The organism is Microvirga sp. jy35 (genome assembly GCF_056148915.1).
In genome coordinates this window covers 1-26,096 of record NZ_JBWBEW010000047.1, presented here as the reverse complement: position 1 = coordinate 26,096, position 26,096 = coordinate 1, and the positions used below count along the sequence as shown (strand labels likewise).

General features: G+C 64.3%; 26 protein-coding genes. 14 read left to right on the top strand and 12 right to left on the bottom strand.

Features of this window, described 5'->3' with window-relative positions:
* Positions 1 to 204: 204 nt before the first annotated feature.
* A complete protein-coding gene (locus AC0QTX_RS23615; RefSeq protein WP_474606256.1) occupies positions 205 to 732 on the bottom strand; it encodes a flavin reductase family protein in 528 nt (175 codons plus the stop codon).
* A gap of 301 nt (positions 733 to 1,033) precedes the next feature.
* Between AC0QTX_RS23615 and AC0QTX_RS23610 the strand changes: the two genes are divergently transcribed.
* The 7 genes from AC0QTX_RS23610 to AC0QTX_RS23580 all read left to right on the top strand — a co-directional run bounded on the left by AC0QTX_RS23610 (position 1,034) and on the right by AC0QTX_RS23580 (position 7,277).
* Positions 1,034 to 1,954, top strand: coding sequence for a branched-chain amino acid ABC transporter permease (locus AC0QTX_RS23610; protein ID WP_474606255.1), 921 nt, complete (start codon positions 1,034 to 1,036; stop codon positions 1,952 to 1,954).
* 14 nt (positions 1,955 to 1,968) lie between these two features.
* Positions 1,969 to 3,381, top strand: coding sequence for a high-affinity branched-chain amino acid ABC transporter permease LivM (gene livM, locus AC0QTX_RS23605; RefSeq protein ID WP_474606254.1), 1,413 nt, complete (start codon positions 1,969 to 1,971; stop codon positions 3,379 to 3,381).
* Positions 3,381 to 4,223 (top strand): ABC transporter ATP-binding protein, encoded by an 843-nt coding sequence (locus AC0QTX_RS23600; RefSeq protein ID WP_474606253.1) that lies wholly within the window; start codon positions 3,381 to 3,383, stop codon positions 4,221 to 4,223. Before livM ends, AC0QTX_RS23600 begins: the two co-directional genes overlap by 1 nt.
* Positions 4,220 to 4,996 carry an ABC transporter ATP-binding protein gene (locus AC0QTX_RS23595; RefSeq protein ID WP_474606252.1) on the top strand — a complete coding sequence of 259 codons (777 nt, stop codon included), beginning with the start codon at positions 4,220 to 4,222 and terminating at the stop codon, positions 4,994 to 4,996. The genes AC0QTX_RS23600 and AC0QTX_RS23595 overlap by 4 nt, the downstream gene beginning before the upstream one ends.
* Complete coding sequence (locus AC0QTX_RS23590) at positions 4,996 to 5,358, top strand: DUF6867 family protein (RefSeq protein ID WP_474606251.1); 363 nt, start codon at positions 4,996 to 4,998, stop codon at positions 5,356 to 5,358. Before AC0QTX_RS23595 ends, AC0QTX_RS23590 begins: the two co-directional genes overlap by 1 nt.
* Before the next feature lie 128 nt (positions 5,359 to 5,486).
* Entirely contained in the window at positions 5,487 to 6,614 is a 1,128-nt protein-coding gene (locus AC0QTX_RS23585; RefSeq protein ID WP_474606250.1) for a branched-chain amino acid ABC transporter substrate-binding protein, read from the top strand.
* A gap of 282 nt (positions 6,615 to 6,896) precedes the next feature.
* Positions 6,897 to 7,277, top strand: coding sequence for an ACT domain-containing protein (locus AC0QTX_RS23580; protein WP_474606249.1), 381 nt, complete (start codon positions 6,897 to 6,899; stop codon positions 7,275 to 7,277).
* Positions 7,278 to 7,279: 2 nt separating this feature from the next.
* Here AC0QTX_RS23580 and AC0QTX_RS23575 read toward each other — a convergent pair whose 3' ends face one another.
* Positions 7,280 to 7,747, bottom strand: coding sequence for a DUF1203 domain-containing protein (locus AC0QTX_RS23575; RefSeq protein WP_474606248.1), 468 nt, complete (start codon positions 7,745 to 7,747; stop codon positions 7,280 to 7,282).
* 72 nt (positions 7,748 to 7,819) lie between these two features.
* Positions 7,820 to 8,548 (bottom strand): cytochrome c biogenesis CcdA family protein, encoded by a 729-nt coding sequence (locus AC0QTX_RS23570; protein WP_474606247.1) that lies wholly within the window; start codon positions 8,546 to 8,548, stop codon positions 7,820 to 7,822.
* 205 nt (positions 8,549 to 8,753) lie between these two features.
* Here AC0QTX_RS23570 and AC0QTX_RS23565 point away from each other — a divergent pair, with 205 nt between their 5' ends.
* On the top strand, positions 8,754 to 9,788 hold the full coding sequence (locus tag AC0QTX_RS23565) for a P1 family peptidase (protein ID WP_474606246.1): 1,035 nt from the start codon (positions 8,754 to 8,756) through the stop codon (positions 9,786 to 9,788).
* On the opposite strand, the gene AC0QTX_RS23560 is transcribed toward AC0QTX_RS23565, so the two are convergent.
* The gene (locus AC0QTX_RS23560) at positions 9,760 to 10,887 is read right to left on the bottom strand and encodes a hypothetical protein (RefSeq protein WP_474606245.1); all 1,128 of its coding nucleotides are present in this window, start codon (positions 10,885 to 10,887) and stop codon (positions 9,760 to 9,762) included. The genes AC0QTX_RS23565 and AC0QTX_RS23560 overlap by 29 nt on opposite strands.
* A 127-nt stretch (positions 10,888 to 11,014) precedes the next feature.
* Complete coding sequence (locus AC0QTX_RS23555; protein WP_474606244.1) at positions 11,015 to 12,256, bottom strand: NAD(P)/FAD-dependent oxidoreductase; 1,242 nt, start codon at positions 12,254 to 12,256, stop codon at positions 11,015 to 11,017.
* A gap of 213 nt (positions 12,257 to 12,469) precedes the next feature.
* On the opposite strand from AC0QTX_RS23555, the gene rpe reads away from it, so the two are divergent.
* Entirely contained in the window at positions 12,470 to 13,141 is a 672-nt protein-coding gene (gene rpe / locus AC0QTX_RS23550) for a ribulose-phosphate 3-epimerase (RefSeq protein WP_474606243.1), read from the top strand.
* A gap of 78 nt (positions 13,142 to 13,219) precedes the next feature.
* Here rpe and AC0QTX_RS23545 read toward each other — a convergent pair whose 3' ends face one another.
* Entirely contained in the window at positions 13,220 to 13,999 is a 780-nt protein-coding gene (locus AC0QTX_RS23545; protein WP_474606242.1) for a hypothetical protein, read from the bottom strand.
* Between the two features lie 455 nt (positions 14,000 to 14,454).
* Here AC0QTX_RS23545 and purB point away from each other — a divergent pair, with 455 nt between their 5' ends.
* The 3 genes from purB (at position 14,455) to AC0QTX_RS23530 (ending at position 17,678) form a co-directional block, all read left to right on the top strand.
* A complete protein-coding gene (gene purB / locus AC0QTX_RS23540; protein ID WP_474606241.1) occupies positions 14,455 to 15,768 on the top strand; it encodes an adenylosuccinate lyase in 1,314 nt (437 codons plus the stop codon).
* Positions 15,769 to 15,844: 76 nt separating this feature from the next.
* Entirely contained in the window at positions 15,845 to 17,095 is a 1,251-nt protein-coding gene (locus AC0QTX_RS23535) for a class I SAM-dependent methyltransferase (protein WP_474606240.1), read from the top strand.
* Between the two features lie 31 nt (positions 17,096 to 17,126).
* Positions 17,127 to 17,678 (top strand): RBBP9/YdeN family alpha/beta hydrolase, encoded by a 552-nt coding sequence (locus AC0QTX_RS23530; protein ID WP_474606239.1) that lies wholly within the window; start codon positions 17,127 to 17,129, stop codon positions 17,676 to 17,678.
* Between the two features lie 24 nt (positions 17,679 to 17,702).
* Here AC0QTX_RS23530 and AC0QTX_RS23525 read toward each other — a convergent pair whose 3' ends face one another.
* On the bottom strand, positions 17,703 to 20,021 hold the full coding sequence (locus AC0QTX_RS23525; protein ID WP_474606238.1) for a DUF2235 domain-containing protein: 2,319 nt from the start codon (positions 20,019 to 20,021) through the stop codon (positions 17,703 to 17,705).
* Positions 20,022 to 20,254: 233 nt separating this feature from the next.
* Between AC0QTX_RS23525 and AC0QTX_RS23520 the strand changes: the two genes are divergently transcribed.
* Positions 20,255 to 20,842, top strand: coding sequence for a Spy/CpxP family protein refolding chaperone (locus AC0QTX_RS23520; RefSeq protein ID WP_474606237.1), 588 nt, complete (start codon positions 20,255 to 20,257; stop codon positions 20,840 to 20,842).
* A 65-nt stretch (positions 20,843 to 20,907) separates the two neighbouring features.
* Here AC0QTX_RS23520 and rpsD read toward each other — a convergent pair whose 3' ends face one another.
* The 5 genes from rpsD to AC0QTX_RS23495 all read right to left on the bottom strand — a co-directional run bounded on the left by rpsD (position 20,908) and on the right by AC0QTX_RS23495 (position 25,271).
* Entirely contained in the window at positions 20,908 to 21,525 is a 618-nt protein-coding gene (rpsD, locus tag AC0QTX_RS23515) for a 30S ribosomal protein S4 (RefSeq protein WP_199050986.1), read from the bottom strand.
* Positions 21,526 to 21,923: 398 nt separating this feature from the next.
* A complete protein-coding gene (murI, locus tag AC0QTX_RS23510) occupies positions 21,924 to 22,796 on the bottom strand; it encodes a glutamate racemase (protein ID WP_474606236.1) in 873 nt (290 codons plus the stop codon).
* Positions 22,797 to 22,805: 9 nt separating this feature from the next.
* Positions 22,806 to 24,008, bottom strand: a complete 1,203-nt coding sequence (locus AC0QTX_RS23505) for a dienelactone hydrolase family protein (RefSeq protein WP_474606235.1) — start codon at positions 24,006 to 24,008, stop codon at positions 22,806 to 22,808.
* Positions 24,009 to 24,072: 64 nt separating this feature from the next.
* Positions 24,073 to 24,807 carry an RNA methyltransferase gene (locus tag AC0QTX_RS23500; protein ID WP_474606234.1) on the bottom strand — a complete coding sequence of 245 codons (735 nt, stop codon included), beginning with the start codon at positions 24,805 to 24,807 and terminating at the stop codon, positions 24,073 to 24,075.
* 176 nt (positions 24,808 to 24,983) lie between these two features.
* The gene (locus AC0QTX_RS23495; protein ID WP_474606233.1) at positions 24,984 to 25,271 is read right to left on the bottom strand and encodes a hypothetical protein; all 288 of its coding nucleotides are present in this window, start codon (positions 25,269 to 25,271) and stop codon (positions 24,984 to 24,986) included.
* Between the two features lie 280 nt (positions 25,272 to 25,551).
* Here AC0QTX_RS23495 and AC0QTX_RS23490 point away from each other — a divergent pair, with 280 nt between their 5' ends.
* Positions 25,552 to 25,908: a phospholipase A2 family protein gene (locus AC0QTX_RS23490; RefSeq protein ID WP_474606232.1), complete on the top strand. Its 357-nt coding sequence runs from the start codon at positions 25,552 to 25,554 to the stop codon at positions 25,906 to 25,908.
* Positions 25,909 to 26,096 lie beyond the last annotated feature (188 nt).

The window sequence follows — 26,096 nt, the reverse complement described above, 5'->3', positions numbered from 1 at the left end:
AAATCCGGGAAATTTCCCGGGATCGCGTCGAACCGCACACACCTCTTTCGGATTAGCCCTTTGGAGGTACTGTTCACCTACAGCCCTTCACAACTCAGGGCCGCCTCGCTGGCTTGCAGCAGGCCGGCCCTCTCTTTTGCCGGCCATGGAGGCTTGGCATAGGGGCTTGGCATGGGCGCTTGGGAAGCCTCTGCGCGCGAGACCTCAGAGCCCGTGATAGTGCCGGGCCTGATAGATGAGCGCCGGCCTGCGCTCCCCGAGCCTGATGCCGACGATCTCTCCGATGATCACGTGGTGAGTGGCCACCACCCGGGCATCGCTGATCCTGCAGTCGAAGGACACGAGGCTTGTCCCTAGGGCAGGCGAGCCCGTAGCCAGGATGTCCCACTCCCCTCTGCTGAAGCGCTCCGCCCCCTGAATGCCGGCGCGACCGGCGAAGATCTCCGCGAGTTCAAGATCAGCGGCTGCGAGGGTGTTCACGCAGAAAACCCGGTTCGAGAGCAGGGCCTGGGCTGATCGTGAGGCTGTGTTGACGCAGACCAGGAGCGAAGCCGGACCGTCTGTAACCGGGGTCACCGCCGTGGCCGTGAAGCCCGCGCGCCCGGCGGCACCATCGGTCGTGACCACGTGAACGGCCCCGGCGACACGGCTCATGCCCTCGCGGAAGAGCATGGTGTCGGCATTGGGCGCACCCGGTACGGGGTGTTCGGGGGAGGCTTGAGTCTTCGACATCTGGATCCAGACAAGCCTCTTCCACTCATTTCAGACAGAGCACAAGGCCATGGGAGACCATATGGTCCCTGAGCCGCTCCTTGGAAAGCGGCGGCGTTCGGCCTTCCGGGCCGCATTCGCACAACTCTCGGCGAAGATATCGTCAAACAAGGCGATAGGAATCTTAACAGTACATTGTCGAATGAAATTCGGTTTGCTAGAGACACCCGCACCTTAGGTCAGGGTTGGCGATGTTCCAGCATCGTGCTTTCCTGCATCGTTTCCCAAGAATGACCCCGTTCCAGAGGGGCAAGGGTAGGACATGGAAATCTTTGTGCAGCAGCTCATCAATGGGCTGACTCTGGGGTCGATCTACGGCCTCATCGCCATCGGCTACACGATGGTCTTCGGCATCATCGGCATGGTGAACTTCGCCCACGGCGACGTCTTCATGCTCTCGGCGTTCATTTCGCTCATCTTCTTCCTGATCCTGACCACCTGGCTCGGGATCTCGTCCGTGGTGCTGGCCCTGTTCTTCGTGCTGATCATCGCCATGATCCTCACGTCCCTATGGGGCTGGACCGTCGAGCGCATCGCCTACCGGCCCCTGCGCGGCTCGTTCCGCCTGGCCCCGCTGATCTCGGCCATCGGCGTCTCGATCTTCCTGTCCAACTTCGTCCAGGTGGCGCAGGGAGCCCGCAACAAGCCGACACCCCCGATGGTTCAGGACGTGATCGTCCTGTTCCAGGGCGCAAGCGGCTACAACGTGGCCCTGTCCTACAAGCAGATCATCATCATGGTGGTCACGGCGGTGCTGCTGACGATCTTCTGGTACGTCGTTCAGAAGACCTCCCTCGGCCGTGCCCAGCGCGCCTGCGAGCAGGACCGGAAGATGGCCGCCCTGCTCGGCATCAACGTGGACCGGACGATCTCGCTCACCTTCGTGATCGGCGCGGCCCTCGCCTCGGTCGCCGGCACCATGTACCTGCTGTATTATGGCGTCGTGAGCTTCAGCGACGGCTTCGTGCCGGGCGTGAAGGCCTTCACGGCCGCGGTCCTGGGCGGCATCGGCTCGCTCCCCGGCGCGGTTCTGGGCGGCTTGATCATCGGCCTCATCGAGACCTTCTGGTCGGCCTATTTCTCGATCGAGTACAAGGACGTGGCCGCGTTCTCGATCCTCGCCATCGTTCTCATCTTCATGCCTTCCGGCATTCTCGGACGGCCTGAGGTCGAGAAGGTTTAAGGAGCTTAAACGCTATGAACGCTCCTTCCATCACCACAACGGCCCAGACCCAAGCCGTCTCGAGGCACTTCGATCTGGCCGCGGCCTTCAAGGACGCCCTCAAGGCGACGCTGATCACCTTAGGGCTGTCCATCCCGATCCTGGCCTACAAGACGGACCAGAGCGGCGCCGATCTGTTCCTGACCCCCCGCTGGGGCCTGGTGGCGATCGTCTGCGCCATCGTGTTCGGCCTGCGCCTTGTGCTCCATGCCTTCACGGCGTCGCGGGCCTATGCCAAGGCGACCCCGAGCTCACGCCAGGCGACGGAACAGGTCCATGCGATGCCGAGCGCATTCCAGCATGTGTCCAAGTTCGCCATTCCGTTCTTCCTCGGGATTGCCGTGGCGTTTCCGGTCCTGATCTACCTGATCCAGGGCGGCCTCAACGAGTCGCGCTACTGGGTCGATCTGGGCATCCTGATTCTCACCTACGTGATGCTCGGCTGGGGCCTGAACATCGTGGTGGGCCTCGCGGGCCTGCTCGATCTGGGCTATGTGGCCTTCTACGCGGTCGGGGCCTATTCCTACGCCCTGCTCTCGACCACGTTCGGCCTATCGTTCTGGATCTGCCTGCCGCTCGCCGGCATCCTGGCGGCCTTCTGGGGCATGATCCTGGGCTTTCCGGTGCTGCGCCTGCGCGGCGACTATCTCGCCATCGTGACGCTGGCCTTCGGCGAGATCATCCGCCTCGTGCTCATCAACTGGGTCGACCTGACCAACGGCGGCGCCGGCATCTCGTCGATCCCGCGCGCCACCTTCTTCGGCCTGCCCTTCACGGCGGGCGAAGGCGGTTTCGCAGCAACCTTCGGGCTCGAGTTCAACGGCATGCACAGGATGATCTTCCTGTACTACCTCATCCTGGCGCTGGCTCTCCTGACCAACTTCGTCACCATGCGCCTGCGCAAGCTGCCCGTGGGACGCGCCTGGGAAGCCCTGCGCGAGGACGAGATCGCCTGCCGGTCGCTGGGCATCAACACCACGAACACCAAGCTGACGGCCTTCGCCATCGGGGCCATGTTCGGCGGCTTCGCCGGATCGTTCTTCGCGGTCCGTCAGGGCTTCGTCTCGCCGGAGAGCTTCAACTTCCTGGAATCGGCGATCATCCTGGCCATCGTGGTCATGGGCGGCATGGGATCCCAGATCGGCGTGGCCATCGCGGCCATCGTGCTGGTCGGCGGCCCCGAGGTCCTGCGCAATCTCACCTTCCTCCAATCCGTCTTCGGCACAGGATTCGACCCGAACGAATACCGCCTGCTGCTCTTCGGCATGGGCATGGTGGCGATGATGGTCTGGCGTCCGCGCGGCCTGATCTCGGAACGTGAACCCTCAGTGATCTTGAAAGAGCGCAAGGCCATCTCCGGCTCGCTCGTGAAGGAAGGACACGGCTAATGCGCTGGCTGCAGGATCCCATCCTCGACGTACAGCATCTCACGATGCGCTTCGGCGGCCTCGTGGCCGTCAACGACCTCTCGTTCAAGGCCGGGCGCGGCGAGATCACCGCGCTCATCGGACCCAACGGAGCCGGCAAGACCACGGTCTTCAACTGCATCACCGGCTTCTACAAGCCGACCGAAGGCATGATCGCCCTGCGCAAGCCGGACGGCTCGCACCTGCTCCTGGAGCGGCTGCCGGGCTTCGACATCAACTGGAAGGGCAAGGTCGCCCGTACCTTCCAGAACATCCGCCTGTTCTCCGGCATGACCCTGCTCGAGAATCTGCTGGTGGCCCAGCACAACCCGCTGATGATCGCGTCCGGCTTCACCTTCATGGGCGTCCTCGGCATCGGCGGCTACCGCAAGGCCGAGAAGGAGGCCATCGAGAAGGCCAAGTTCTGGCTCGAGAAGACCCGCCTGATCCATCGGGCCGACGAACCGGCCGGCGACCTGCCCTACGGCGACCAGCGCCGCCTGGAGATCGCCCGCGCCATGTGCACCGATCCGCTCCTGCTCTGCCTGGACGAGCCGGCGGCCGGCCTCAACCCGCGCGAGTCCCTGGAGCTGAACCAGCTCCTGCTGTCGATCCGCGACGAGCAGGGCACCTCGATCCTCCTGATAGAGCACGACATGTCGGTGGTGATGGAAATCTCCGACCACGTGGTCGTGCTGGACTACGGCATCAAGATCTCGGACGGCCTGCCCGTCGAGGTCAGGAACGATCCCAAGGTCATCGCCGCCTATCTCGGCGTGGCCGACGACGAGGTCGAGAAGGTCGAAGCGGAGATCGGCGTATGAGCACCGCTGGAGCAAACATCGCGATGCAGAATCCCCAGGCTTCCCCTTCCCGCCAGCCGCTTCTCAGCGTGCGCGGCGTGAAGACCTATTACGGCAACATCATCGCCCTCAAGGGCGTGGACATGGATGTGAACGAGGGCGAGATCGTCACGCTGATCGGCGCCAACGGCGCCGGCAAGTCGACCCTGATGATGACCATCTTCGGCAACCCGCGGTGCCGCGAAGGGTCGATCACCTATGCGGGGCGGGACATCACTAAGCTGCCCACCCACGAGATCGCCCGCCTGTCGATCGCCCAGTCTCCCGAGGGCCGGCGCATCTTTCCGCGCATGACGGTCTACGAGAACCTGCAGATGGGCGCGTCCATGAACGGGATGGCCCATTTCGACCAGGATCTCGAGCGGGTCTGCACCCTGTTCCCGCGCCTGAAGGAGCGCCTGCAGCAGCGCGGCGGCACCCTCTCGGGCGGCGAGCAGCAGATGCTGGCCATCGCCCGGGCGCTCATGAGCCGCCCGAAGCTCCTCCTCCTGGACGAGCCGTCGCTGGGACTGGCGCCCCTGATCGTGAAGCAGATCTTCCAGATCATCAAGGAGCTCAACGAGAAGGACGGAATGACGGTCTTCCTCGTGGAGCAGAACGCCTATCACGCCCTGAAACTCGCCCATCGCGGCTACGTGATGGTGACGGGCAACATCACCATGAGCGGAACCGGCAGGGAACTGCTCGAAGACCCGCAGGTCAAAGCGGCCTATCTCGAAGGAGGGCATCACTGATGCAGGGCATCCTCTACGAAGAGCCGTCGTTCTGGCTCTTCCTTCTCATCACCGTGATCATGGGCGGATGGGCCGCCTGGATGACAGGCCGGGCCATCGCCCTCACCTGGCGCCCCTTCTGGACTCTGATTCTCTACCTGTTCATCCTGGGCGCCGCGGTCCGCTTCATCCACTTCGCCCTGTTCGGCGGTACCCTGCTGTCGATCCATTATTATGCGATCGACACCATCGTCCTGCTGATCATCGGGGCCCTGGGCTTCCAGTACCGGCGGGCCCGCATGATGACCACGCAGTACCGCTGGCTCTACGAGCGGAGCGGCCCGTTTTCCTGGCGGGAAAAGGCTTCTGCGACCAAGGGCTAAGCCCAAAAGATTCCCAGGTGACATCCGCTTAAAAACAAGCATGATGTTCCGCGGAAGGCGGGGGTACCCCCGCCAAACCGGCCCCACGAGGAAGAGGGGCCTATAAAACCACCCAGAGGAGTGACCTCATGAAGAAATTGCTGTTGACCGGCGTGGCGCTTGGTCTTGGCCTCGCCTTCTCCAGCGCTGCCAGCGCCCAGATCAAGATCGGCGTTGCTGGCCCCATCACCGGCCCGAACGCGGCCTTCGGCGCCCAGCTGAAGAACGGCGTCGAGCAGGCTGTCGAAGACATCAACGCAGCTGGCGGCATCAACGGCCAGAAGCTGCAGGTCGTCGTTGGCGATGACGTGTCGGACCCCAAGCAGGGCGTGTCGGTCGCGAACAAGTTCGCCGCCGAAGGCGTGAAGTTCGTGGTCGGCCACTTCAACTCCGGCGTCTCGATCCCGGCCTCGCAGGTCTACGAGGAAGCCGGCATCGTCCAGGTTTCGCCCGCTTCGACCAACCCACAATACACCGAGCGCGGCATGTGGAACACGTTCCGCACCTGCGGTCGCGACGACCAGCAGGGCCTCGTTGCAGGCAGCTACCTGGCCGACAAGTTCAAGGGCAAGAAGGTTGCCGTCGTTCACGACAAGACCCCCTACGGAAAGGGCCTTGCCGACGAGACCCAGAAGACCATGAACTCCAAGGGTCTGAAGGAAGTCGTGTATGAAGGCGTCAACCCGGGCGAGAAGGACTACTCCGCGCTCGTGTCGAAGCTGAAGCAGGCTGGTGTCGACGTCGTCTACTTCGGCGGCCTCCACACGGAAGCCGGCCTCATCATCCGCCAGATGCGCGACCAGGGCCTCCAGGCCCCGATGATGTCGGGTGACGGCATCGTGTCGGCCGAGTTCACCTCGATCGCCGGCCCGGGCGCCGAAGGCACCCTGATGACCTTCTCGCCGGATCCGCGCAAGAACCCGAACGCGAAGGACGCCGTAGCCAAGTTCAAGGCCAAGAACTTCGAGCCGGAAGCCTACACCTTGTACTCCTACGCCGCGACCCAGATCCTAGCCGAGGCGGCGAAGCAGGCTGGCGGCACCGACGGCAAGAAGATCTCCGACGCGATGAAGGCCGGCAAGCCCTTCAAGACCGTGATCGGCGACATCACCTTCGACAAGAAGGGCGACATCACCCGTCCGGACTACGTGATGTACGTCTGGAAGAAGGGTGCCGACGGCAAGATCGACTACTCGGGCAACGAGCTCGGCATGTAATCGACCGGCCTGAAAGCCGAACGTTCGGAAACCCGCCCTGGCAACAGGGCGGGTTTTCTCATGCAGATCCTTGCTCGAAGGATATCAAGAACAGGAAGCGAGGGCTTCTTGATCTTCAGTGGATATGACTTCAGCGTCATGGCCGTCCCCGGACTTGATCCGGGGATCAGTCCCGGCCATCCCGATCGGAAAAGCGCGAGATCTTTCGGATCGAGATCGCCGGCTCAAGGCCGATGATGACGAGGGAGGGAAATTTCCAAACGCTTCTCAAGAACGGTGACCATGCCCACGCTAACCCTTTCCCTGCTTGCAGATCCCTACGCCATCTGCCGCTTCCCCGCCGGCACGCCTGTCGGCATGCCCCAGCCGGGGGCCTTCACCCTCCTGGTGCAGGCCGTCGAGGAAACGACCCTCGTCTGCCCCCTCCGCCAGGCGCCGCCCGAGGCGGAAATCGATGCAGGCTGGCGGTGCTTTCGGATCGTTCAGAGCTTCGACTTCAATGTGCCGGGGATTCTCGCCTCCGTGCTGGAGCCCTTGGCCAAGGCCGGCATCGGCATCTTCGCCACCTCGACCTTCAGCACCGATTACGTGCTGGTGAAGGAGCAGGACGCGGATCGTGCGATGGGCGCCCTGCGGGCGGCAGGGCACCGGATCGAGGTCTGACGTCAGGCCCGCTCGACCCGCGCGGCAAAGCATCCGCGCCGGGCAAAGTGGGCATCCACATGCGCAACCTCCGGGTTGGCGAGGAAGCGCTCGATCAGGCGCAACACCTCCCCGCCCTCGCCCACCTCGGCATCGACGATGAAGGCATTGGCATCGTAGGCGCGCAGGGACAGAAGCCGGTCCCGCAGCATCGGCGGCAGCTCGCCCCGGTAGCTCCCCGTCCTGGCGGAGCGGCTGACGAAGATCGGCCCGGCCGCGCGGTAAGGCGAGGCCGGATTCGTCTGGTGGGTATGGTTGAGCAGCAGAAGCTCCTCCCCCTCCGCGACCCGCTCCAGGGCGATCCGGCAGGGATACATGTCAGGGGCATCGGCAACGACCCGCTTGGCCCCGAGAGCCTCGAGAGCGGTTTCGTCGAGATGGAACAGCTTTGCATAGGGTTCGGCATCAAGGCCGCGGATGTGAAACGTCATGGGTGATCTCCTGTGAGGGATCACCAGAATGGCGAGCCTGCTTCAGGGGAGCGACCCGATTCCTGTGCAACCTTATCCGAGCCGCCCGAGCGCTGGAAACGTCTCCAGGAGCCAGAACGACATGGTGGTGATCCAGCCGGTGAGGAACGCGATGCCGGTCAGGACGAGGAGAACGCCCATGGTCTTCTCGATCAGAACGAAGCGGGAGCGCACGCGCTTGAGAAGCGCCACGAAGGGCTTCATGGCGAAGGCGGCGAGCAGGAACGGTATGCCGAGGCCCGCCGAATAGGCCGCCAGCAGCAGGGCTCCCTGGGACACGCTGTCCTCCGTCCCCGCAACGGTGAGGATCGCCGCCAGCACCGGGCCGATGCAGGGCGTCCAGCCGAAGGCGAAGGCCAATCCCATCACATAGGCTCCCCAGAGTCCGACCGGTCGGGTCACGCTGAACCGCGCCTCCCGGTAGAACAGGCCGATCCGGAACACGCCGAGGAAGTGCAGGCCCATGACGATGATGGCTATACCGGCCACGGTGCTCAGGACATCGAGGTACTGCCGGATCACCTGGCCCAGGGCGGACGCGGTGGCCCCGAGCAGCACGAACACGGTCGAGAAGCCCGCCACGAACAGGAGCGCCGCCAGAACCGCCCTCCTCCGGACGGCCCGGTCGTCGCCCGCGCTCAACTGGTCGAAGGTGGTGCCGGCGAGAAACGACAGATAGGGCGGCACCAGCGGCAGCACGCAGGGGCTCAAGAAACTGATGAGGCCGCCGAGGGCCGCGGCCGGGAAGGAAACGCTGAGCATGACGAGCCTTTTAGAGCATCGTGCGGAAAAGTGGATCCGGTTTTCCGCATCAACGATGCTCTCATCAAAGAAGAATGCATCGGACCCAAAAGTGGAGCCCACTTTTGGGTCCGATGCTTTAGCCCGTTGCTCCTGTCTTAGAAAGCCGGTGAAACGCCGCTTCGCCAGCTTGTGAAGGGATCCGGTTTCCGGTTTTCTTAAGGCCATGACTCAGGCGCGCAATCTCATCACCGACGTGGCAGGCCTTCGAATCGGCAATGCCCACGACGCGGCCCTCGGCTCCGGCGTCACGGTGGCGCTCTTCGACGAGCCGGCGGTTGCCTCCTGCTTCGCCATGGGCGGGGCGCCCGCCACCCGCGAGACCGATCTGCTCGACCCCGACAAGATGGTGCCCAGCATCCATGGGGTGGTGCTCTCCGGCGGTTCCGCCTTCGGCCTCGATGCGGCGGGCGGGGTTCAGGCATACCTCAGGGAACAGGGGATCGGCTTTGCGGTCCGGGAGGCCCTCGTCCCCATCGTGTGCCAGGCCTCCAGCTTCGATCTCATCAACGGCGGCAACAAGGATTGGGGCCGCTATCCGCCCTATCGCGAGCTCGGATTCCAGGCGGCGGAACAGGCCAGCGTCGATTTCGACCTCGGCACCGCAGGCGGCGGCTACGGGGCGACCACGGCCACCCTGAAAGGCGGTCTTGGCTCCACGAGCGCGACGACAACCTCGGGCCACAGGGTCGGCGCCCTCGTGATCGTCAATGCTGTCGCCTCTGCGATCATCGGCGACGGTCCGCATTTCTGGGCCGGGGCTCTCGAGGAAGGGAGCGAGTTCGGCGGCCTGGGGCTTCCCTCGCAGGTCAGCCCGAAGATGCGCTCGCTCGTCTGGAAAGGCGGGCCCCAGCCGGCCACCACCATCGCCCTGGTCGCCACCGATGCGGTGCTGACCAAGGCCCAGGCCAGGCGCCTCGCCATTGCGTCCCATGCCGGACTCGCCCGCGGCCTGCGCTTCTCCCACGCCCTGTTCGACGGTGACACGATCTTCGCCGCCGCGACCGGACGCAAAGCCCTTCGGGACGAGGCGACGGAATTCACGGAAATCACGGCGCTCGCCGCCGATTGCCTGACCCGCGCCATCGCCCGCGGCGTCTACGAAGCCACGGCCCTGCCCTATCCCGGCGCGCAGCCGGCCTGGGGGGACCGCTTCGGGAAAGTGAGCAGGGTTAGAGCAAGGCGGCTTCCCGCTTCGTGATAGACCGGCATTCCGGGTCGTCGCTCAGCCGCCACAGGAAACTCGCCATGCGGGCTTCCAGCCCGTTCGTGGTTCGTCCGAGCGTGCGGTCAAGGGCGTCCTGAACCTTCTCGCTCGAGGCGAGGAGAGCGGCTGCCAGGCGTGGGCAGGTGGCGGATATCAGGCGCGCCCAGCGCTGGGCCTTGCCGGCATCGATCACGAAACGGGTCCGCACCAGATCCATGAGCCTGCTTTCAGAATGCGCCGGCCGGATCATCAGGAGCGTGCTCTCGCAGCCGAACAGGTCCTGGGCCGCCCCGCGCATCGGGATCAGATAGGCGACCGCTGCCCCCTGCTCCTCCGTTGCCGGCAAGGCGATGGGACCGCGGAGCCGCTCGAATGCACCGACGGTGATCCGCTCGAGGCTCTCGCTCAGGGCGAGCTGCGCGGCTTTATCCGAGAAGGCAAGCCGGTCTCCGGCTCCCACGCTCTCCTGCGACAGCCGGGACTCCATGGCCGCGTTGCAGGCGAGGAGCCGTCCGCTTCGGGTGAGTACAGCCGCTGGTATGTCCATGAACTGCAGGGCCGACACCGTCGAGCGAGCCTGACGCAGGCCGAGCTTGGTGAACAGGAGGGCCGCGCGAGCCAGGTGCGGCCGGAGCAGGTTCAGCCGCGCCCGCAGATCATCCTCCATGGGCCCATGATGGAAGGGGCGCTCGAACCGCATGGACACCTGTCCGCCGCCGGGGAACTGCATCAGGGCGCCCGCAGACCAGCCGCCGCCCTGGGGGCGGATGAAGTCCCGGTACATTGGGATGGGATCGAGCTCGCCGGGAGCGAAGATCTCGGTCTCATCGAAGAAATGGAGGCGCTTTCGCCGGCTCCCTCGCTCGGCCCAGGCGTTCCGCAGGTGCCAGCCCTGCGCATAGAACTCCCCCAGAACGGGCCGAAAGCGCTCCGTGGCGACCCACGACCGCGCACCCCCGCCCGTATCGGCAATCATGAAGCCGCCATTGGCTCCTGCAAAGGCGGAAATCTGCTCGAAGACATGAAACCAACGTTCAGGAACGACCGCGGCCTCGTAGATGGCGCTGACCAGCGATCGGTCACTTCCCAGCATTCGCTCCCCCGTAACGTTGGAGCGGATCATAAACGTTCTAACCTATCGTTCAAGGCAAAATCCTCTCTAAACAGAGAGGATAAAATTCATGTGATGATCACAAACAGAGGTTCAAAAGCCTACCGCGCTAGAACCGGTCCGCCCGGTAGGGCTTCGGGTCGACCATCGGGGTCTCGCCCGTGATCATCTCGGCGAGGAGCCGGCCCGTGACAGGTCCGAGGGTCAGGCCGTGATGGGCGTGGCCGAAGCCGAACCAGAGGTTCCTGTGCTTCGGCGCCGGACCGATGATCGGCATCATGTCCGGCGTGCAGGGGCGCATCCCCATCCAGGGCTCCGGATCGACACGCTCGCCCAAGGGGAAGAACTCCCGGGCGATCGGCTCGGCCCGGCCGAGCTGGACCGGAGTCTTGGGTGCATCGCGATGGGCGAATTCCGCCCCCGTGGTGAGCCGGATTCCCTTGGACATCGGGGCCAGGAAATAGCCGCGATCGAAATCGAGGGTCGGGCGGTTGAGCACCGCGTTGCCCTGCGGCTTGTAGTGCATGTGGTAGCCGCGCTTGACGGCGAGCGGCAGGTTGTAGCCGAGCTGCTTTGTGACCACGTCGGCCCAGGCGCCAAGCGCCACGACGACGGCTCCCGCCTCCACCGGGCCCCTCTCGGTCTGAACCCGCCAGCCGGTCGCGGATTCCTCCAGAGTCCTGGCATCGCCTGCCGCCAGTTCGCCCCCGAGGCGCTCGAAGAGGCCGACATAGCCCATGGTGAGCAGGTGAGGATCCGACACGGAGGCCGGGTCGGTCCAGTGAATGCCGCCTATGGTCTCCACCTTGAGGTGCGGCTCGCGGTCGGCCACCGCTCTGGTGTCGAGGGCGTCGAAGTTGACGCCGAAGTCGCGCTTCACCTCTTCCGCATCCCGGAACTGCTCGTCCCGACTCTTCTCGTCGCGGAAAACCTTCATCCAGCCGGTGGGGCGGATCAGGGGCGTGGAGCCGGATTCCTCCGCCAGCGCCATGTGCTCGGTGACGCTGCGCTCGATCAGGGGCGCATACATCCGGGCGATGGCCTTGTGCTGGGCGGGACGCGAGTGCATCCAGTACTGCCACAGGAACGGCGCCAGCTTCGGGATCGCGGCCCAGTGGTAATGGGCGTCGATGGTGTTGTTCAGGGCATAGCGCAGGAGCGCGCCGAAATCGTGGGGGAAGCCGTAAGGGTAGACGCCTTCTCGCTGGATCAGGCCCGCATTGCCGAAGGAGGTCTCCTCGCCGGGCTTGCGCTTGTCGATCAGCAGGACCGACCGTCCGCGCTTCTGCAGATGCACGGCAATGGACACGCCGACGATCCCGGCCCCGAGAACAACCACATCCTTACGCATGAAGGTCCTGCCCCATCTCAGGCGCCTTCCAAGGATGAAAGGCGCGCTCGTATCGTTCAAACGAGGCCTTTCTTTACTCCTCTTGGATCGAAGCCGTCCACGGATTTCCTGCGGCGGACGGACCTCTCCCCAGGTGAGTGGTATTGGATTGGTTCATGGCTGTACGCCAACGCCCCGTTGCCGTGCGGGCAGGCTCGTGGTAACGGCGCGGCCATGACACGCCCCCTGCTCATCGCTCCCTCGATCCTGGCCTCCGACTTCTCCAAGCTCGGCGAGGAAATCCGCGCTGTCGACGCCGCCGGCGCCGACTGGATCCATATCGATGTCATGGACGGCCACTTCGTGCCGAACATCACCATCGGACCCGACGTGGTGAAGGCCCTGCGCCCCCACACCTCCAAGGTCTTCGACGTGCATCTGATGATCGCGCCGGTCGATCCCTATCTGGAGGCCTTCGCCAAGGCAGGCGCGGACATCATCAGCATCCATGCGGAGGCAGGCCCGCATCTCCACCGGTCGCTCCAGACCATCCGGGCGCTGGGCAAGAAGGCCGGCGTGGTGCTCAATCCCGGCACCCACGAAGCCGCCATCGAGCCGGTCCTCGACATGGTCGATCTCGTGCTGCTGATGACGGTCAATCCGGGCTTCGGCGGGCAGGCCTTCATCGGCTCGGTCTGCGAGAAGACCCGCCGAGTCAAGGCCATGATCGGCGACCGCGACATCGACATCGAAATCGACGGCGGCGTGACCGTCGAGACCGCCCCCCTCGTGGCCGCCGCCGGCGCCAACGCGCTCGTTGCCGGCTCCGCCACCTTCAAGGGAGGCCCTTCCGCTTACGCCGCCAACATGTCGGCCATTCGCGAGGTGGCTGAGAAGGCACGGTAACGCCTCATTCATTGGCCTTATGCATTCGAAGTGAGAGGTGGAGCCTATGCCCCACCTCCCGACATTCTCTCCTGAGAACTAGAGAACCAGCAGGTAGCCGTGCTCCACGTCCCAGGTCGTGGGAGACGTCTGCCCCTCATGTCCACTATAGAGCGGACGGTCGTACAGGTCGGTAGCTCCGGTCTCGACGATCTCGCCCCAGAGGGCACCTCGCAGATCCGTCCCCACAGGGAAACGGGACTCGAAATCGGTCTTGTTGAAGTTGCCGAGCAAGTTGTCGTGGATGCTCTGGACGCGGTCTGGATTTGTCCCCGCATCGGCGCCATCAGGCTGGTACTTTCCGATCACCTGATCCAGAGGCTCTCCACCTGCACGCAGGTACTCGACGTATTTTAGGCCGAGACGGATGAATGCCTCATTGACGGTCTCGTTGTAGTAGTTGCCATAGGTTGAGTAGTTGTCGTCCAGGTAGTCCCAGATCACCTTGAACGCGTCACCCTTGTTGCCGTTAATAGTGAGCGCATCAACTGCACCTTCGACGCCGCGCTCCGAGAGCAACTCGACAATGATCGTATTTAAGTCTTGATCTGGCTCGAACTTGGAATCCGACGCGACATCTGCCGTCCTGAACGTGATCCCGGTCAGGTTCACGCCACCATTCGCCTGGAAGTCGATATCGATGTCTTTGAGCCGCGCGAAATCGATGGTGACATTGGTGTCCTGACCGACGACGATCTTGCTGACGGCCTTGAACTCGCTAGCCCGGAGGTTGGTGGTCTGACCGTTTTCCTGCTCGATCTGAATGAAATTCTTGTTATTGGTGAAGTTGAAGGCGTACTCACCGCCCGTCAACGTCAAGACGCCACTGTTATCAATCAACACAGACTTTGAATTCGTTAGACGTGCCATTTTTCTGCCCTTACGGAAATCGGACGCGAAACCTGCATGAACAGAAGCAGAACCGTCAATGGCCAAATTTGACCAGCACTGAAATTCTCCGTCTGCTGTTACAAGAACGACACTTCAGCACGATCCACACGGGGCTCAGGGGTCCCGTCGGAAGGCTCGGCCAACGGCTGGAGCGCCTCTGCCGGAATTTGATGGGCCCGCGAGGGAGGAGGTTCGGATCGGTTTCATGGGATTGAGCCTTCCCGAACCAAAGGCGCATGAGGCTTGTATTCGCCACGGTCATCACATAGTCACCACCGGATCGCTCTTGGAGCCGTTCCCCGCCGGTGGCGATTGTTGAAGGCGAAGTACGGCGGCTCTCCCTTACTTTGGTGAACACCGCACTGCGCTGCAGGAGAAAGCTCGTGATCCCCCGTTACAGCCGTCCCGAGATGGTGGCCATCTGGTCGCCGGAAACCAAGTTCCGCATCTGGTTCGAGATCGAGGCTCATGCCACCACGGCGCTGGCCAATCTCGGCGTCGTGCCGAAGGAGGCGGCGGAAAAAGTCTGGGAGAAAGGCTCCAAGGCCACCTTCGACGTGGAGCGGATCGACGCCATCGAGCGCGAGGTCAAGCACGACGTCATCGCCTTCCTCACGCATCTCTCCGAGATCGTCGGCCCCGAGGCCCGGTTCGTCCACCAGGGCATGACCTCCTCGGACGTGCTCGACACCACGTTCAACGTGCAGCTCGCCCGCGCGACCGACATCCTGCTGCGTGACATGGACGAACTGCTCACCGCCATCAAGCGCCGTGCCTTCGAGCACAAGATGACGCCGACCATCGGCCGCTCCCACGGCATCCACGCGGAGCCCATCACCTTCGGCCTCAAGCTGGCAGGGGCCTATGCCGAGTTCGAGCGCTGCAAGCTCCGGCTCATCGAGGCGCAGCGGGAGATCTCCACCTGCGCGATCTCCGGCGCGGTCGGCACCTTCGCCAACATCGATCCCTCCGTCGAGGACTACGTGGCCGAGCAGATGGGCCTGTCGGTCGAGCCGGTCTCGACCCAGGTGATCCCCCGCGACCGGCACGCCATGTATTTCGCCACGCTGGGCGTCATCGCCTCCTCCATCGAGCGCCTGGCCACGGAAGTGCGCCACCTGCAGCGCAGCGAGGTGCTGGAGGCGGAGGAGTTCTTCTCGGCCGGCCAGAAGGGCTCGTCCGCCATGCCGCACAAGCGCAATCCGGTGCTGACCGAGAACCTGACGGGCCTCGCCCGCATGGTGCGCGCCTATGCCCTGCCGGCCATGGAGAACGTGGCCCTCTGGCACGAGCGGGATATCTCCCATTCCTCCGTCGAGCGCATGATCGGGCCCGATGCCACCGTGACCCTGGACTTCGCGCTCGCGCGGCTCACCAACGTGATCGACAAGCTCGTGGTCTATCCGGAGAACATGCAGAAGAACCTGGATCGCCTCGGCGGCCTCGTCCATTCGCAGCGGGTCCTGCTGGCCCTGACCCAGAAGGGCGCCTCCCGCGAGGACGCCTACCGGCTCGTCCAGCGCAACGCCATGCCGGTCTGGCGCGGCGAAGGGGACTTCCTGACTCTTCTCAAAAGCGACGCCGACGTGACGAAGTACCTGTCTGCGGACGAGATCGAGACCTGCTTCGATCTCGGCTACCACTTCAAGCATGTGGACACGATCTTCACGCGGGTCTTCGGCGCCGGTGGCGCATAGCTGCAGGGCTGGCAATCCTTCCCGGAATAAGCAACAATTCCCGCGTCGGGAGGCCAATGGCGCGGGAACTGCTGCCATGCTGTCGGAGAAGATCCTCTCTCTTGCCTTCACGCGGGCCGTGAAGCACGGCACCCTGGAGATGACCACGGCCGAAGGCGGGCGATCCATCTTCGGAGACGGAGCCGAACCCCGGGCCTCGATCCGGTTTGCGGACGCCGCTGCCCAGATGGCGCTCTGCCTCCATCCCGAACTGAAGCTCGGCGAACTCTATGCGGACGGCCGCCTCGTCATCGAGCAGGGCACGATCCTCGACCTGCTCCAGCTCCTCCTGCAGGACAACCATGGCCGGTTGGACGAACTGCCTCTTCAGCGCCTGCGCAAGATCCGGCACTGGATGATGCGCCGGGCCGAGAACGATGCGGCGAAGGCCAAGCGCAACGTCGCTCACCATTATGATCTCGACGGCCGCCTCTACGCCCTCTTCCTCGACGGCGACCGGCAGTATTCCTGCGCCTATTTCGACCATCCGGACGCCAGCCTCGAGGAGGCGCAACTCGCCAAGAAACGGCACATCGCGGCCAAGCTGATGGTGGACCGGGGTCATAGCGTGCTCGATATCGGCTCCGGCTGGGGCGGCATGGGGCTCTACCTGGCGCAGGTCGCAGGCGCCGGCACGGTCAAGGGCGTGACACTCTCGGAGGAGCAGTTCGAGGTCTCGCGCCGGCGGGCGGGCGGAGCGGGCCTCCTGGACCGGGTCCATTTCGAGCTTGAGGATTACCGCTCCACTGCAGGCACCTTCGACCGCATCGTCTCGGTGGGCATGTTCGAGCATGTGGGCGTGCCGTCCTACGACGAGTTTTTCCGGACCTGCCGGAACCTCCTGAAGGAGGACGGGGTCATGGTCCTGCACACCATCGGGCGCTCCGGCAGGCCCTACGCAACCAATCCCTGGATAACGAAATACATCTTCCCGGGCGGCCACCTGCCCGTGCTGTCGGAGATGATGCCGGCCATCGAACGGGCCGGTCTGATCGTGACAGATATCGAGATCCTGCGCCTGCACTATGCCTATACCCTTCAGGCCTGGCGCGAACGCTTCCAGGCCCATCGCGAAGAGGTCTTGAAGCTCTATGACGAGCGCTTCTGCCGGATGTGGGAATGCTACCTCGCTATGGCGGAATCGGCCTTTCGCTGGCAGGATGCGGTGGTGTTCCAGGTCCAGCTCGCCCGGCGCAACGACGTGGTGCCCCTGACCCGCGACTACATTGCGCAGCGCAAAGCAGCCCTCGAAGCGGCCGAGGGCATGGAGTTGAAGAGGAGCGCTTGAACGGGCCTCGGAGGGCCTTTATCTCGGGGTCATGAAAACCTCCGATTGCGACATCCTCATCGTTCCCGGCTACACGAATTCCGGCGCGGACCATTGGCAGAGCCGATGGGAGCGCCAGCTCTCGACCGCATGGCGGGTCGAGCAGGAGAACTGGGACGCTCCCGACAAGGACGCCTGGGTCGAGCGCATCGTCCAGGACGTCAAGCGCGCCGAAAAGCCCGTCGTGCTGGTCGGCCACAGCCTCGGCGTTCTCGCCATCGCCCATGCGGCCCCGCTCCTGCCGAGAGGCAAGGTTCAGGGGGCCTTTCTGGTCAGCATGCCGGACGTGGAGCGGCCCGACTTCATCCCTGCCGTCGACCGCGCCTTCGCGCCGATCCCGCGCGATCCCATCCTGTTCCCGTCGGTTCTCGTCGCGAGCCGCACCGATCCGCATTGCGACTACGCCAAGGCGGAGGACATCGCCTATGCCTGGGGGGCGGCCGTGGTCGATGCGGGCGATGCCGGCCACCTCAATACGGAAAGCGGTCACGGCCCCTGGCCCGAGGGGCTGATGCGCTTTGCTGGGTTCCTGAAGCGGCTTTGACGAATACCATGATCCAACCAGACGTCAGTTCCGAGCCCCGGAAGGGTCGGACTGACGCTGCAGGGCTGTGACGGTGACCTCCGCAGAGCCATCGTTGTTGCGGTAAAAGCGATCCGTCAGGCCATGCCACGTGATGATGGCGTCATTGACGAAGAGGTGGAGCACCCCGTCGGCCCGCGCAGTGAACTCGGCCGAGCACGTCTTGCCCTCCAGGTCGCAGACCACGTCGAGCGCCTCGACCGGTCCGCCCCGGTTGTGGGTGGGGATGATCTTGGCCATCGGCTGAAGCCACTTGGCCGAAGGGAAGCGGCGCAGGGGGATGGAGCCGTAATGCAAGTACCAGGGCATCCGCTCGCTCCCGAATCCTGCCGGGCTTGCCGGAATGCTCTCGTCGAACCAGCCTTTGGCGACGTGAAACAGCACCTGATACCGAACACCCTCTTTCACCTCCTGACGCGTCGACCAGCACAGCATGTTCGGAGAGAATGATGCAGCTTGAGCCTCCGGAGCGGCACAGTACCGGTTCGTCCGCTCGGCGCTCCACAGCTGTGTTCGATGAACGGGGCTAGCGAACAGCAGGAACGCGAGGGCGAGGCCGCCGAGCGCTCCCGCTGTCAGGGTCAGGATTCCGAAGAAGTCCGGCGCGACATTCCACTTCAACCTCTGCCAGAAGCCTTGATACCTCGCATTCGTGCGCATCCTGTAGATCCGGTCGGCCGGGAACCCGCCTCTCACCGGCTGCGGTCTTCTGCCCAGCCTCGTCAGTCCGAGCGATCCGTTCCAGAGATCTCGCATCCGATCCTGAATGGTGCTTTGCAGAGACGTGCTGGTCATCAACAGCAGGATGATCGCGGCAACCCCCGTCAGGAACCATCCCGGCGCCCGAGCGAAGGCGTTGAGCCAGGGCGACAGGAAGCCGGGCAGGAAATCCCGGATGTCCAGCAGGATGGGGGATATGACGCAAGGAAGGCCAGCGCATGCGGAAGGCGGCCGGAAGCCTTGGATGATCGGCATGCAGGCCAGCAGCAGAGAGACGGCGACCGTGCTGAAATACGTGACCCGCCGCTTCCAGACGATGTTCCAGACCTTCTCCTGCTCTTCCGCCCGAAGCTTGGGATGAGCTTCGAGAGGCGGCTGCACCACTCCATTCGAGCCGACGATCCTGTAGGCCCCGGGCAAGACGATCGGTGCATAGCCATCGTCCCCGGACCGGATGCGATCGAAGACGCTCTCGTGGATCTTCACATCCGTCAGCAGGCCCGCGCCCTTGAGGTCCGGATCCTGCATGACCTTCGTCGTGGCATCCGGCGGATCGACCCGGGCGGAGATCTTCCGGGGCTGGTACCGGTAGTAGGCCGCGAGCCCCCTTCGCGAGTTGTAGATCGGCCCGTAAGGATTGGCCGTGCGCCTGATCTCTGCGACCGCTCTTTTCCTGAAGCGCAACCCGGCCTTCGTTGCCTCGTCGAGCATCCATTCCAGGGAGACATAGGACAGGGTGTCGTCCGGGTAGCCGCCGCCGAGATTGGAGTGGACTCCCGCAAACCAGACCTGCTGCAGCCGATCCGGCTCGACATCCCTGTTCCTGATCATGTCGGCTTCGGCAACCTCGTCCCACAGCAGAGGATGGAAGGTATCGCGCTCGTCGTCGAGGGAGAGCGCATGACGCGCCTGCAGAACCAACTTCGACAGCTTGTAGTCTGGCATGGAGAGCGGCCACACCCAGTTGTCGATGGCCCGCGTCAGCTCTGCGATCGGCAGCCCATAGGCGGCGACCGTATCCCAGACACCCACGAAGGCAATCCTGTCGACCCTGAGCCGAGGCACCGCCTCGTACTGGCGCTGCCCATGCCACTTTCGCCAGTTTCGGATGACGCAGTCCCGCGCTTTCCGAAGCGTTTCGACCAATCTCCTTCCGCCCTTCGAATTGTAACGCCTGCGGTACCTGCGATAGGCGTCCTCGGCATGCTTCCGGAGGGCAGCCTCCCCATCGCATTGGACAAGGCCCTGCCTCACGACGAAACCGACCAGCACCCGGATCGTGAATGCGCCTCGGCTGAAGCCGAATGCATAGATCTGGTCGCCCGGCTCGTAGTTCCGGCAGAGGAAGGTGTAGATGTCGAGCACGTTGCGCTTCAGTCCATAGCCGAAGATGCCGCCCAGGAGCGCGACCGGTTTGAACGTCGATGTGCCGACCCCGTCGTCATAATAGGCGACCTGCCGTCGAGAGCCGGGTTGGGGTGGAGACAGGTCCAGCGCTTGGTAGAGGCGCCAGACATTGGTCTCGTGCAGCGCTGCCGCGCTGTTGCCGGTGCCATCTGAGAACAGGACGATTGCCTTCGACATGCTGCCCCCTTCTTATCCAGGGTAGATCGGCAAGGCTCTGTACGCAACCTGTGATAGAAGAGCTTTCAACAACATCGCTGCCGAGGAAGGCCTCTGAGGGGATGACGGCATGGACATCGGAACCGCCGCCCTCCGATCATGCCACGACATGACGAAAAGTTCATGCGGCAGTCACGTGAGCGAGAGCAGGACGGGAGCAGTCTTGTCCTTATCGTCACCACGGAGATATCCGCATGAAGACCATCGCCACCATCGCTCTTGCGGCCCTGCTGGCCGGCTCCGGCACCTATGCTATGGCGCAGCCGGTGCCCGCACCGGATGCTCCGGCAGCCTCGCCTTCGCAGGATAGGCAGGATCGCCGCCCCCGCATGAGCCAGGACGACTTCAACCGCCTCGTCGATGCCCGCATCGCCTCGATCAAGGCCGGCCTGAAGCTGAACGCCGATCAGGAACGCCTCTGGGCCCCGGTGGAGAGCGCCATCCGCACGTCTGCCGGCGAGCGCTACACCCGCATGCAGGAGCGCCCCGACCGCAACGAGCGCCGATCCCTGGACTTCATGCAGCGCCTCGAACGGCGCAGCGCCATGGTGACGGAGCGGGCTCAGCGCTCGACCGCCGTCACGACGGCTCTCCGCCCCCTCTGGGATACGCTCACGGAAGACCAGAAGCGGATCGCTCCCCGCCTCCTGCGCGAGGCCGTCGACAACGACGGTCCGCGCTGGCAGGACCGCGGCGGACGCCGTGGACGCGCGGACCATCACCGCATGGGCATGATGGAGCATGGTCGCGGCGGCCCGCGTGCGCCCGCTCAGCAGCAGTAAGTCTGGATAAGCAAAAAGGCCGCCCAATGGGCGGCCTTTCGTTTGTGAGTGAGCTTTCGCAGCGATTAGCGCGAATAGAACTCGATCACGAGGTTCGGTTCCATCTGGACCGGGTACGGCACTTCCGACAGGGTCGGGATGCGCGTCACGCGGGCCGTCATCTTGGAGTGATCGACCTCGATGTAGTCCGGAACGTCGCGCTCGGCGAGCTGGCTCGCCACCACGACGACTTCGAGCTGCTTCGACTTGTCCTTCACCTCGATCACGTCACCCGGCTTCACGAGATAGCTCGGGATGTTCACGCGGCGGCCGTTGACCTTCACGTGACCATGGTTGACGAACTGACGGGCGGCGAAGGGGGTCGCGACGAACTTGGCGCGGTACACGACCGCGTCGAGACGGCGCTCGAGCAGGCCGACCAGGTTCTCACCGGAGTCGCCCTTCTGGCGGATCGCCTCCGCATAGTAGCGGCGGAACTGCTTCTCGGTGATGTTCGCGTAGTAGCCCTTGAGCTTCTGCTTGGCGCGCAGCTGCGTGCCGAAGTCGGACATCTTGCCCTTGCGGCGCTGGCCGTGCTGGCCGGGGCCGTATTCGCGGCGGTTCACAGGGCTCTTCGGGCGGCCCCAGATATTCTGACCCATACGACGGTCAAGCTTATGCTTGGCCTGAATGCGCTTCGACATCGCTGTTCCTCTTTGTTGTCGAATTTGCGAGGAACGCGCCCTCCTCTTCCCCTCATGCCGAGGAAGCCAAAAGGCTGTCTCGGGGGATGGGACGACAGGCCGACTTAGAGCCGGGCCACGGGAGCGTAAAAAGTTACGCGGCCCGTGAGGACCGCGCGAACGGGTGGGGTTTAGGCGGAAAGTGCAGGAAAGTCAATTGATGTTGGGTGCTGTAGGGCGTCAAAACATACAATAGAGGACGGTACGCGAGTTGAATTGGACAATCAGCTCCTTATCCCCTCCCCCTTGTGGGGAGGGCCAGGGTGGGGGTGTGAGCGCCAACCTTGAACAGTCGTGCGCCGGCACCCCCACCTCCAACTCCTCCCCACAAGGGGGAGGAGAGAAGCGCATAGCGTCTATTATCCCACCAGCAGCGGCATGTCCTCGACGGCCACCACCGGCAGGCCCTTGTCCTGCAAGGCTCCCCGCAGGGCGGCGCTGATCCCGGCGCCGCTGGTGAACACCGCGACGGTCTCGTTCTCGTCCGCCTCATGGCCGGGCACCGGCGGTCCGATCAGTTGGGTCACCCGGCGGGCGATGGCCGGGGCCGGATCGATCCAGGTCACCGGCCAGGGCGCCAGAGTCTGGAAGCGTGGGAGGAGCAGCGGATAATGGGTGCAGGCAAGGGCCACGACATCGGTCCGCCCGCCCTCGTCCGCGACGAAGCAGGGCTGCAGTTCGGCCAGCAGCTCGTCATCCGACACAGGATCTCCGGCTATCTCCGCCTCGGCGATGCCCGCGAGATGGCGGGATCCAACGAGGTTGACCCGGCAGCCCGCCGCATAGGTCTCGACGAGGTCGCGGGTATAGTCCCGCGCCACCGTTCCGGGAGTGGCGAGCACCGTGACATATCCCGTCCGGGTCATCTGAGCGGCCGGCTTGATGGCCGGAACGGTGCCCACGAAGGGGATGGTGAAACGCTCGCGCAGATGCGGCAGCACGACGGTGGACGCCGTGTTGCAGGCCACCACCACGAGGTCCGGATCGTGCAGGGCGACCAGCCGCTCCATGACGCTGACGACCCGCTCCGCCAGGACGGATTCGCTCAGGCGCCCGTAGGGAAAGCCCGCATCGTCCGCCGCATAGACATAGCGGGCGTCGGGCCGAGCCTTCAGGACCTCCGAGAAGACCGTGAGGCCGCCGAGGCCAGAATCGAAGACGAGGATCGTGGGAACGGGAGACGGCATGACGGCAGGATTATAGGTCGCCCCTGCCAGAAGATCGACACGCATGACACACCCTTACGTACGCAACTTGCTGATGAAGTCGGACAGGCCCTGCTGGGTTTCCGAAGGCGCCTGGTTCAGCCTGCGGCGCGGGCCCGGCTCCGGCTTCTTCTCCTCCCCCTCGACCTTGGGCATCTGCGCCGAGAGACGCCGCACGGGCCAGCCGTCGCTCCAGGTGCCCATATCGACGAACTTCGGGTCCCGCACGAGAGCGGCGGCGTCCTTGCCGGCGAAGGCTGCCTCGGCGGCAATGTCGAAGGTCTTCCAGTAGGCGAGGTAGTCGATGGTGTCGGTGCCGTTGCTGCCGAGCTGCTGGGTCAGGATGGTCTGCGGGCCGGAGAGCGCCATGTCGGCGCTCCAGCGCCAGGTGTTCTTCTGCTTCGGATCCCTGGGCGGATCGGGGGGCAGCTTAATGGAAGCGGCATCGTAATCTGACTTCGGAGATCCCGGCGATGCGAGCGTTGCCGTGATCGGCGGGTAGCCGTGGTCGTCGGAGCCGGCCCGCATGAAGAGCTTGCGGTTGGCCGGAACCGCGCTCGCCTGCTGGAGGATGAGCCGCGAGGCGCGGTCGGCCGGCAGGTAATCCCGGTCGCCGCTCATGGTGATGATCAGGGTCTGCGGATCGATGGTCGAGAGGTCGCGCAGGAGGATGCCGCGCTCCTTCTCGGTGGAGGCGATGCCGCCCGGCATCAGGCCGAAGATCAGCCTGGGTGCCGGCACCTTGCCGGAGCCTGCCCCGGCCGCAAGGTTGAGACCGATCGGCACCCCGGCCGAATGGCCGATGAAGGCCACCCGCTCCCGGTCCGGCCTGGCACTGGCATCGTCCGCCAGGGCGGCCAGAGCCGATTGGATCAGGTCCTCGGCAAGGTTGGAGGCATCGGCCGGTCGCGAACGGTTGACCTCCTGAAACCGGGGAAACAGCACGAGATTGCCCTTGCGGGCGAGATGCTCGATCCAGCCCCCATAATAGGCGGGGTTCACGCCGCCCCAGGAATGGAGAAAGACCACCACCGGGCGCGGTTTGGCCGGTGTGTCGTTGCCGTGGAAGACGAAGGTCCCGGCGCTTGCGGTGCCGACCGCGCGCTTCACGACTTCCGTCGATGTATAGTTTCTCCCCCCGGGCCCCTGCTCGGGCTGCTGGGGCGGCGTTGCTGCAGAGGCTGAGGAGCCAGCAAGCAACGCACCAAGGAGCAGGACAGGCGGCAGGAAGCGGCGCATCGTTGTCTCGAACTCTTGTACAATCGGGCAGATAGAGCCCAATCGTAATAAAGCCACGATTTGCTTAAGGTTTTCTCAACCTGCGCCCTTCCGCAAGGGCACGAATCGCCCCACGCAGGGTGCGCACCTCCTGCTCGGTCATTGCGAGGCGATGGAAGATGTCCCGCATGTTCCGGGCCATGATGGGCTTCTTGTCCTCGGGATAGAAGTTCACCGCTTCCAACTCGGCCTCGATGTAGTCGAAGAACGACATCACCATCTCGCGGGGCGCCGGGGGCGAAAGCGCTCCGCCCTCGAAGGGCAGCGCGCCGCCCGTGGCGAGCTTGTACCATTCGTACGAGACGAGAAGGACGGCCTGCGCCAGGTTGAGCGAGGAGAATTTCGGGTCGACCGGAAAGGTGATGATGGCGTCGGCCAGCGACACCTCGTCGTTCTCGAGCCCCGTGCGCTCGCGCCCGAACAGGATGCCGATTCCCTGCCCCTCGCCCAACCGCTGCCGGGCCTCCTTCACGGCTTCGTCCGGGGCGAAGACCCGCTTCATCTGCCCCCGCTCACGGGCCGTGGTGGCGAAGACGAAGTTGAGATCGGCGATGGCCTCGCGGACCGTGTCGTAGAGCGTCGCGCCTTCCAGCACATGGGTCGCGCCCGATGCCGCCGAATGCGCGCCCTTCTTGGGCCAGCCGTTGCGCGGCGAGACGAGGCGCAATTCCGAGAGCCCGAAATTGGCCATGGCCCGGGCCACCATGCCGATGTTCTCGGCCAGTTGGGGCTCGACGAGGATGATGATCGGCTGGGTCATGGCATGTTCGCGTTCGACGAGATGGAGAGCAGACGCCTCCATACAGCCGGAACCCGCCTGGCGGCTAGCTCTGCCGGCGGCATCCCGCACGTCCGGTTGCTTCAGATCATGAAAAGCCCCTCGCATCTTTCATCGAGGGGCCGCTTCATAATCCTAAAGACCTTACCGCAGAGAGCCTACCAGCAGCCCCAGCCGCAATAGTAGTGCGGACGGGCCACTGCGGCGCCGAGCACCGCGCCGCCGACGACGCCCACCGCCGCACCGGCCGCGGCCTGGTTGGCGGCGGCGTTCGATTGGGCGACGTTGTTCCGGTAGCCTGCATTCACGCAGCGGGTGTAGGTGGCGGTCCCGGGCTTGAGCCCGGTTTCCCGGCAGACGGATTCGGCACTGCTCATGGATTGTTCGGCCGTCTGGCAGCCGGCCAGAACCAAGGCCGCCGCTCCGAGAATTAAAGCAAGACGCATGTCAGCTCCCTTCATGTTGAACCATGTATCCGACGGCACCGGGGTTTCGGCTTTGCGCCTCGTGCCCCTGAGGAAGCGGTCGGAACGGAATGATCTGAACTACGGTTAAGCTTGTGTTTCCGTGCGGCAGCACACGCGGTGTGGCGAATTTTCTCAGTCAGGGAACTTGAACCCACAGATGTCTCTTATTTCCTGCATAACTGACGTTGGATCGTCACCTTTACGAACAATGCCGAAAGGTCACGTAGTGCCTCTTTTGCGTTCTCTCATGGGGGCTGTGATGGGCCTGATCCTCTGGTCGGCAGGCCAGGCGGCGGCAGCGCCCCTGGGGGCAGGATCGTCGGGGGCATCGGCGCCCCTGTTCCATGGCAACTGGTGCGGCGCGGGCGATGTGAACCGGGCTACCCCCGTCGATGCGCTGGACGCGGCCTGCCGCTCCCATGATCTCTGCTACGAGCGGGTCGGCCGCGGCGCCTGCCTGTGCGACCAGGCCCTCCTCAGGGCCACCGCCGCTCTGGTCAAAAGCCCCAGGATCCCGGACACGATCCGCAGCAAGGCCGCCACCGTAAATTCGCTCTTCAGCGCAACGCTCTGCACCGAGACCCGGAAAATGCCTGGACGGGCGGGACAGGGCTGAATTCCTTTGCTGCCCCCACCTTCCCCCCTGGCCTCAACCACGCTATAGCCCCGGCAACCTCCTGCCCGACGGCAGGACCGTTCCAGCTACTTCAAGCGCAAGGTGAGATCATGGCGAAGATCAAGGTTGCCAATCCGGTCGTCGAACTCGACGGCGACGAGATGACCCGCATCATTTGGCAGTTCATC

What these genes read in the sequence shown, in the direction of transcription:
- AC0QTX_RS23615 (WP_474606256.1), bottom strand. Translation starts at nt 732, where the DNA reads ATGTCGAAGACTCAAGCCTCCCCCGAACACCCCGTACCGGGTGCGCCC.
- AC0QTX_RS23610 (WP_474606255.1), top strand. Translation starts at nt 1,034, where the DNA reads ATGGAAATCTTTGTGCAGCAGCTCATCAATGGGCTGACTCTGGGGTCG.
- livM (WP_474606254.1), top strand. Translation starts at nt 1,969, where the DNA reads ATGAACGCTCCTTCCATCACCACAACGGCCCAGACCCAAGCCGTCTCG.
- AC0QTX_RS23600 (WP_474606253.1), top strand. Translation starts at nt 3,381, where the DNA reads ATGCGCTGGCTGCAGGATCCCATCCTCGACGTACAGCATCTCACGATG.
- AC0QTX_RS23595 (WP_474606252.1), top strand. Translation starts at nt 4,220, where the DNA reads ATGAGCACCGCTGGAGCAAACATCGCGATGCAGAATCCCCAGGCTTCC.
- AC0QTX_RS23590 (WP_474606251.1), top strand. Translation starts at nt 4,996, where the DNA reads ATGCAGGGCATCCTCTACGAAGAGCCGTCGTTCTGGCTCTTCCTTCTC.
- AC0QTX_RS23585 (WP_474606250.1), top strand. Translation starts at nt 5,487, where the DNA reads ATGAAGAAATTGCTGTTGACCGGCGTGGCGCTTGGTCTTGGCCTCGCC.
- AC0QTX_RS23580 (WP_474606249.1), top strand. Translation starts at nt 6,897, where the DNA reads ATGCCCACGCTAACCCTTTCCCTGCTTGCAGATCCCTACGCCATCTGC.
- AC0QTX_RS23575 (WP_474606248.1), bottom strand. Translation starts at nt 7,747, where the DNA reads ATGACGTTTCACATCCGCGGCCTTGATGCCGAACCCTATGCAAAGCTG.
- AC0QTX_RS23570 (WP_474606247.1), bottom strand. Translation starts at nt 8,548, where the DNA reads ATGCTCAGCGTTTCCTTCCCGGCCGCGGCCCTCGGCGGCCTCATCAGT.
- AC0QTX_RS23565 (WP_474606246.1), top strand. Translation starts at nt 8,754, where the DNA reads ATGACTCAGGCGCGCAATCTCATCACCGACGTGGCAGGCCTTCGAATC.
- AC0QTX_RS23560 (WP_474606245.1), bottom strand. Translation starts at nt 10,887, where the DNA reads ATGCTGGGAAGTGACCGATCGCTGGTCAGCGCCATCTACGAGGCCGCG.
- AC0QTX_RS23555 (WP_474606244.1), bottom strand. Translation starts at nt 12,256, where the DNA reads ATGCGTAAGGATGTGGTTGTTCTCGGGGCCGGGATCGTCGGCGTGTCC.
- rpe (WP_474606243.1), top strand. Translation starts at nt 12,470, where the DNA reads ATGACACGCCCCCTGCTCATCGCTCCCTCGATCCTGGCCTCCGACTTC.
- AC0QTX_RS23535 (WP_474606240.1), top strand. Translation starts at nt 15,845, where the DNA reads ATGCTGTCGGAGAAGATCCTCTCTCTTGCCTTCACGCGGGCCGTGAAG.
- AC0QTX_RS23530 (WP_474606239.1), top strand. Translation starts at nt 17,127, where the DNA reads ATGAAAACCTCCGATTGCGACATCCTCATCGTTCCCGGCTACACGAAT.
- AC0QTX_RS23525 (WP_474606238.1), bottom strand. Translation starts at nt 20,021, where the DNA reads ATGTCGAAGGCAATCGTCCTGTTCTCAGATGGCACCGGCAACAGCGCG.
- AC0QTX_RS23520 (WP_474606237.1), top strand. Translation starts at nt 20,255, where the DNA reads ATGAAGACCATCGCCACCATCGCTCTTGCGGCCCTGCTGGCCGGCTCC.
- rpsD (WP_199050986.1), bottom strand. Translation starts at nt 21,525, where the DNA reads ATGTCGAAGCGCATTCAGGCCAAGCATAAGCTTGACCGTCGTATGGGT.
- murI (WP_474606236.1), bottom strand. Translation starts at nt 22,796, where the DNA reads ATGCGTGTCGATCTTCTGGCAGGGGCGACCTATAATCCTGCCGTCATG.
- AC0QTX_RS23505 (WP_474606235.1), bottom strand. Translation starts at nt 24,008, where the DNA reads ATGCGCCGCTTCCTGCCGCCTGTCCTGCTCCTTGGTGCGTTGCTTGCT.
- AC0QTX_RS23500 (WP_474606234.1), bottom strand. Translation starts at nt 24,807, where the DNA reads ATGACCCAGCCGATCATCATCCTCGTCGAGCCCCAACTGGCCGAGAAC.
- AC0QTX_RS23495 (WP_474606233.1), bottom strand. Translation starts at nt 25,271, where the DNA reads ATGCGTCTTGCTTTAATTCTCGGAGCGGCGGCCTTGGTTCTGGCCGGC.
- AC0QTX_RS23490 (WP_474606232.1), top strand. Translation starts at nt 25,552, where the DNA reads ATGGGCCTGATCCTCTGGTCGGCAGGCCAGGCGGCGGCAGCGCCCCTG.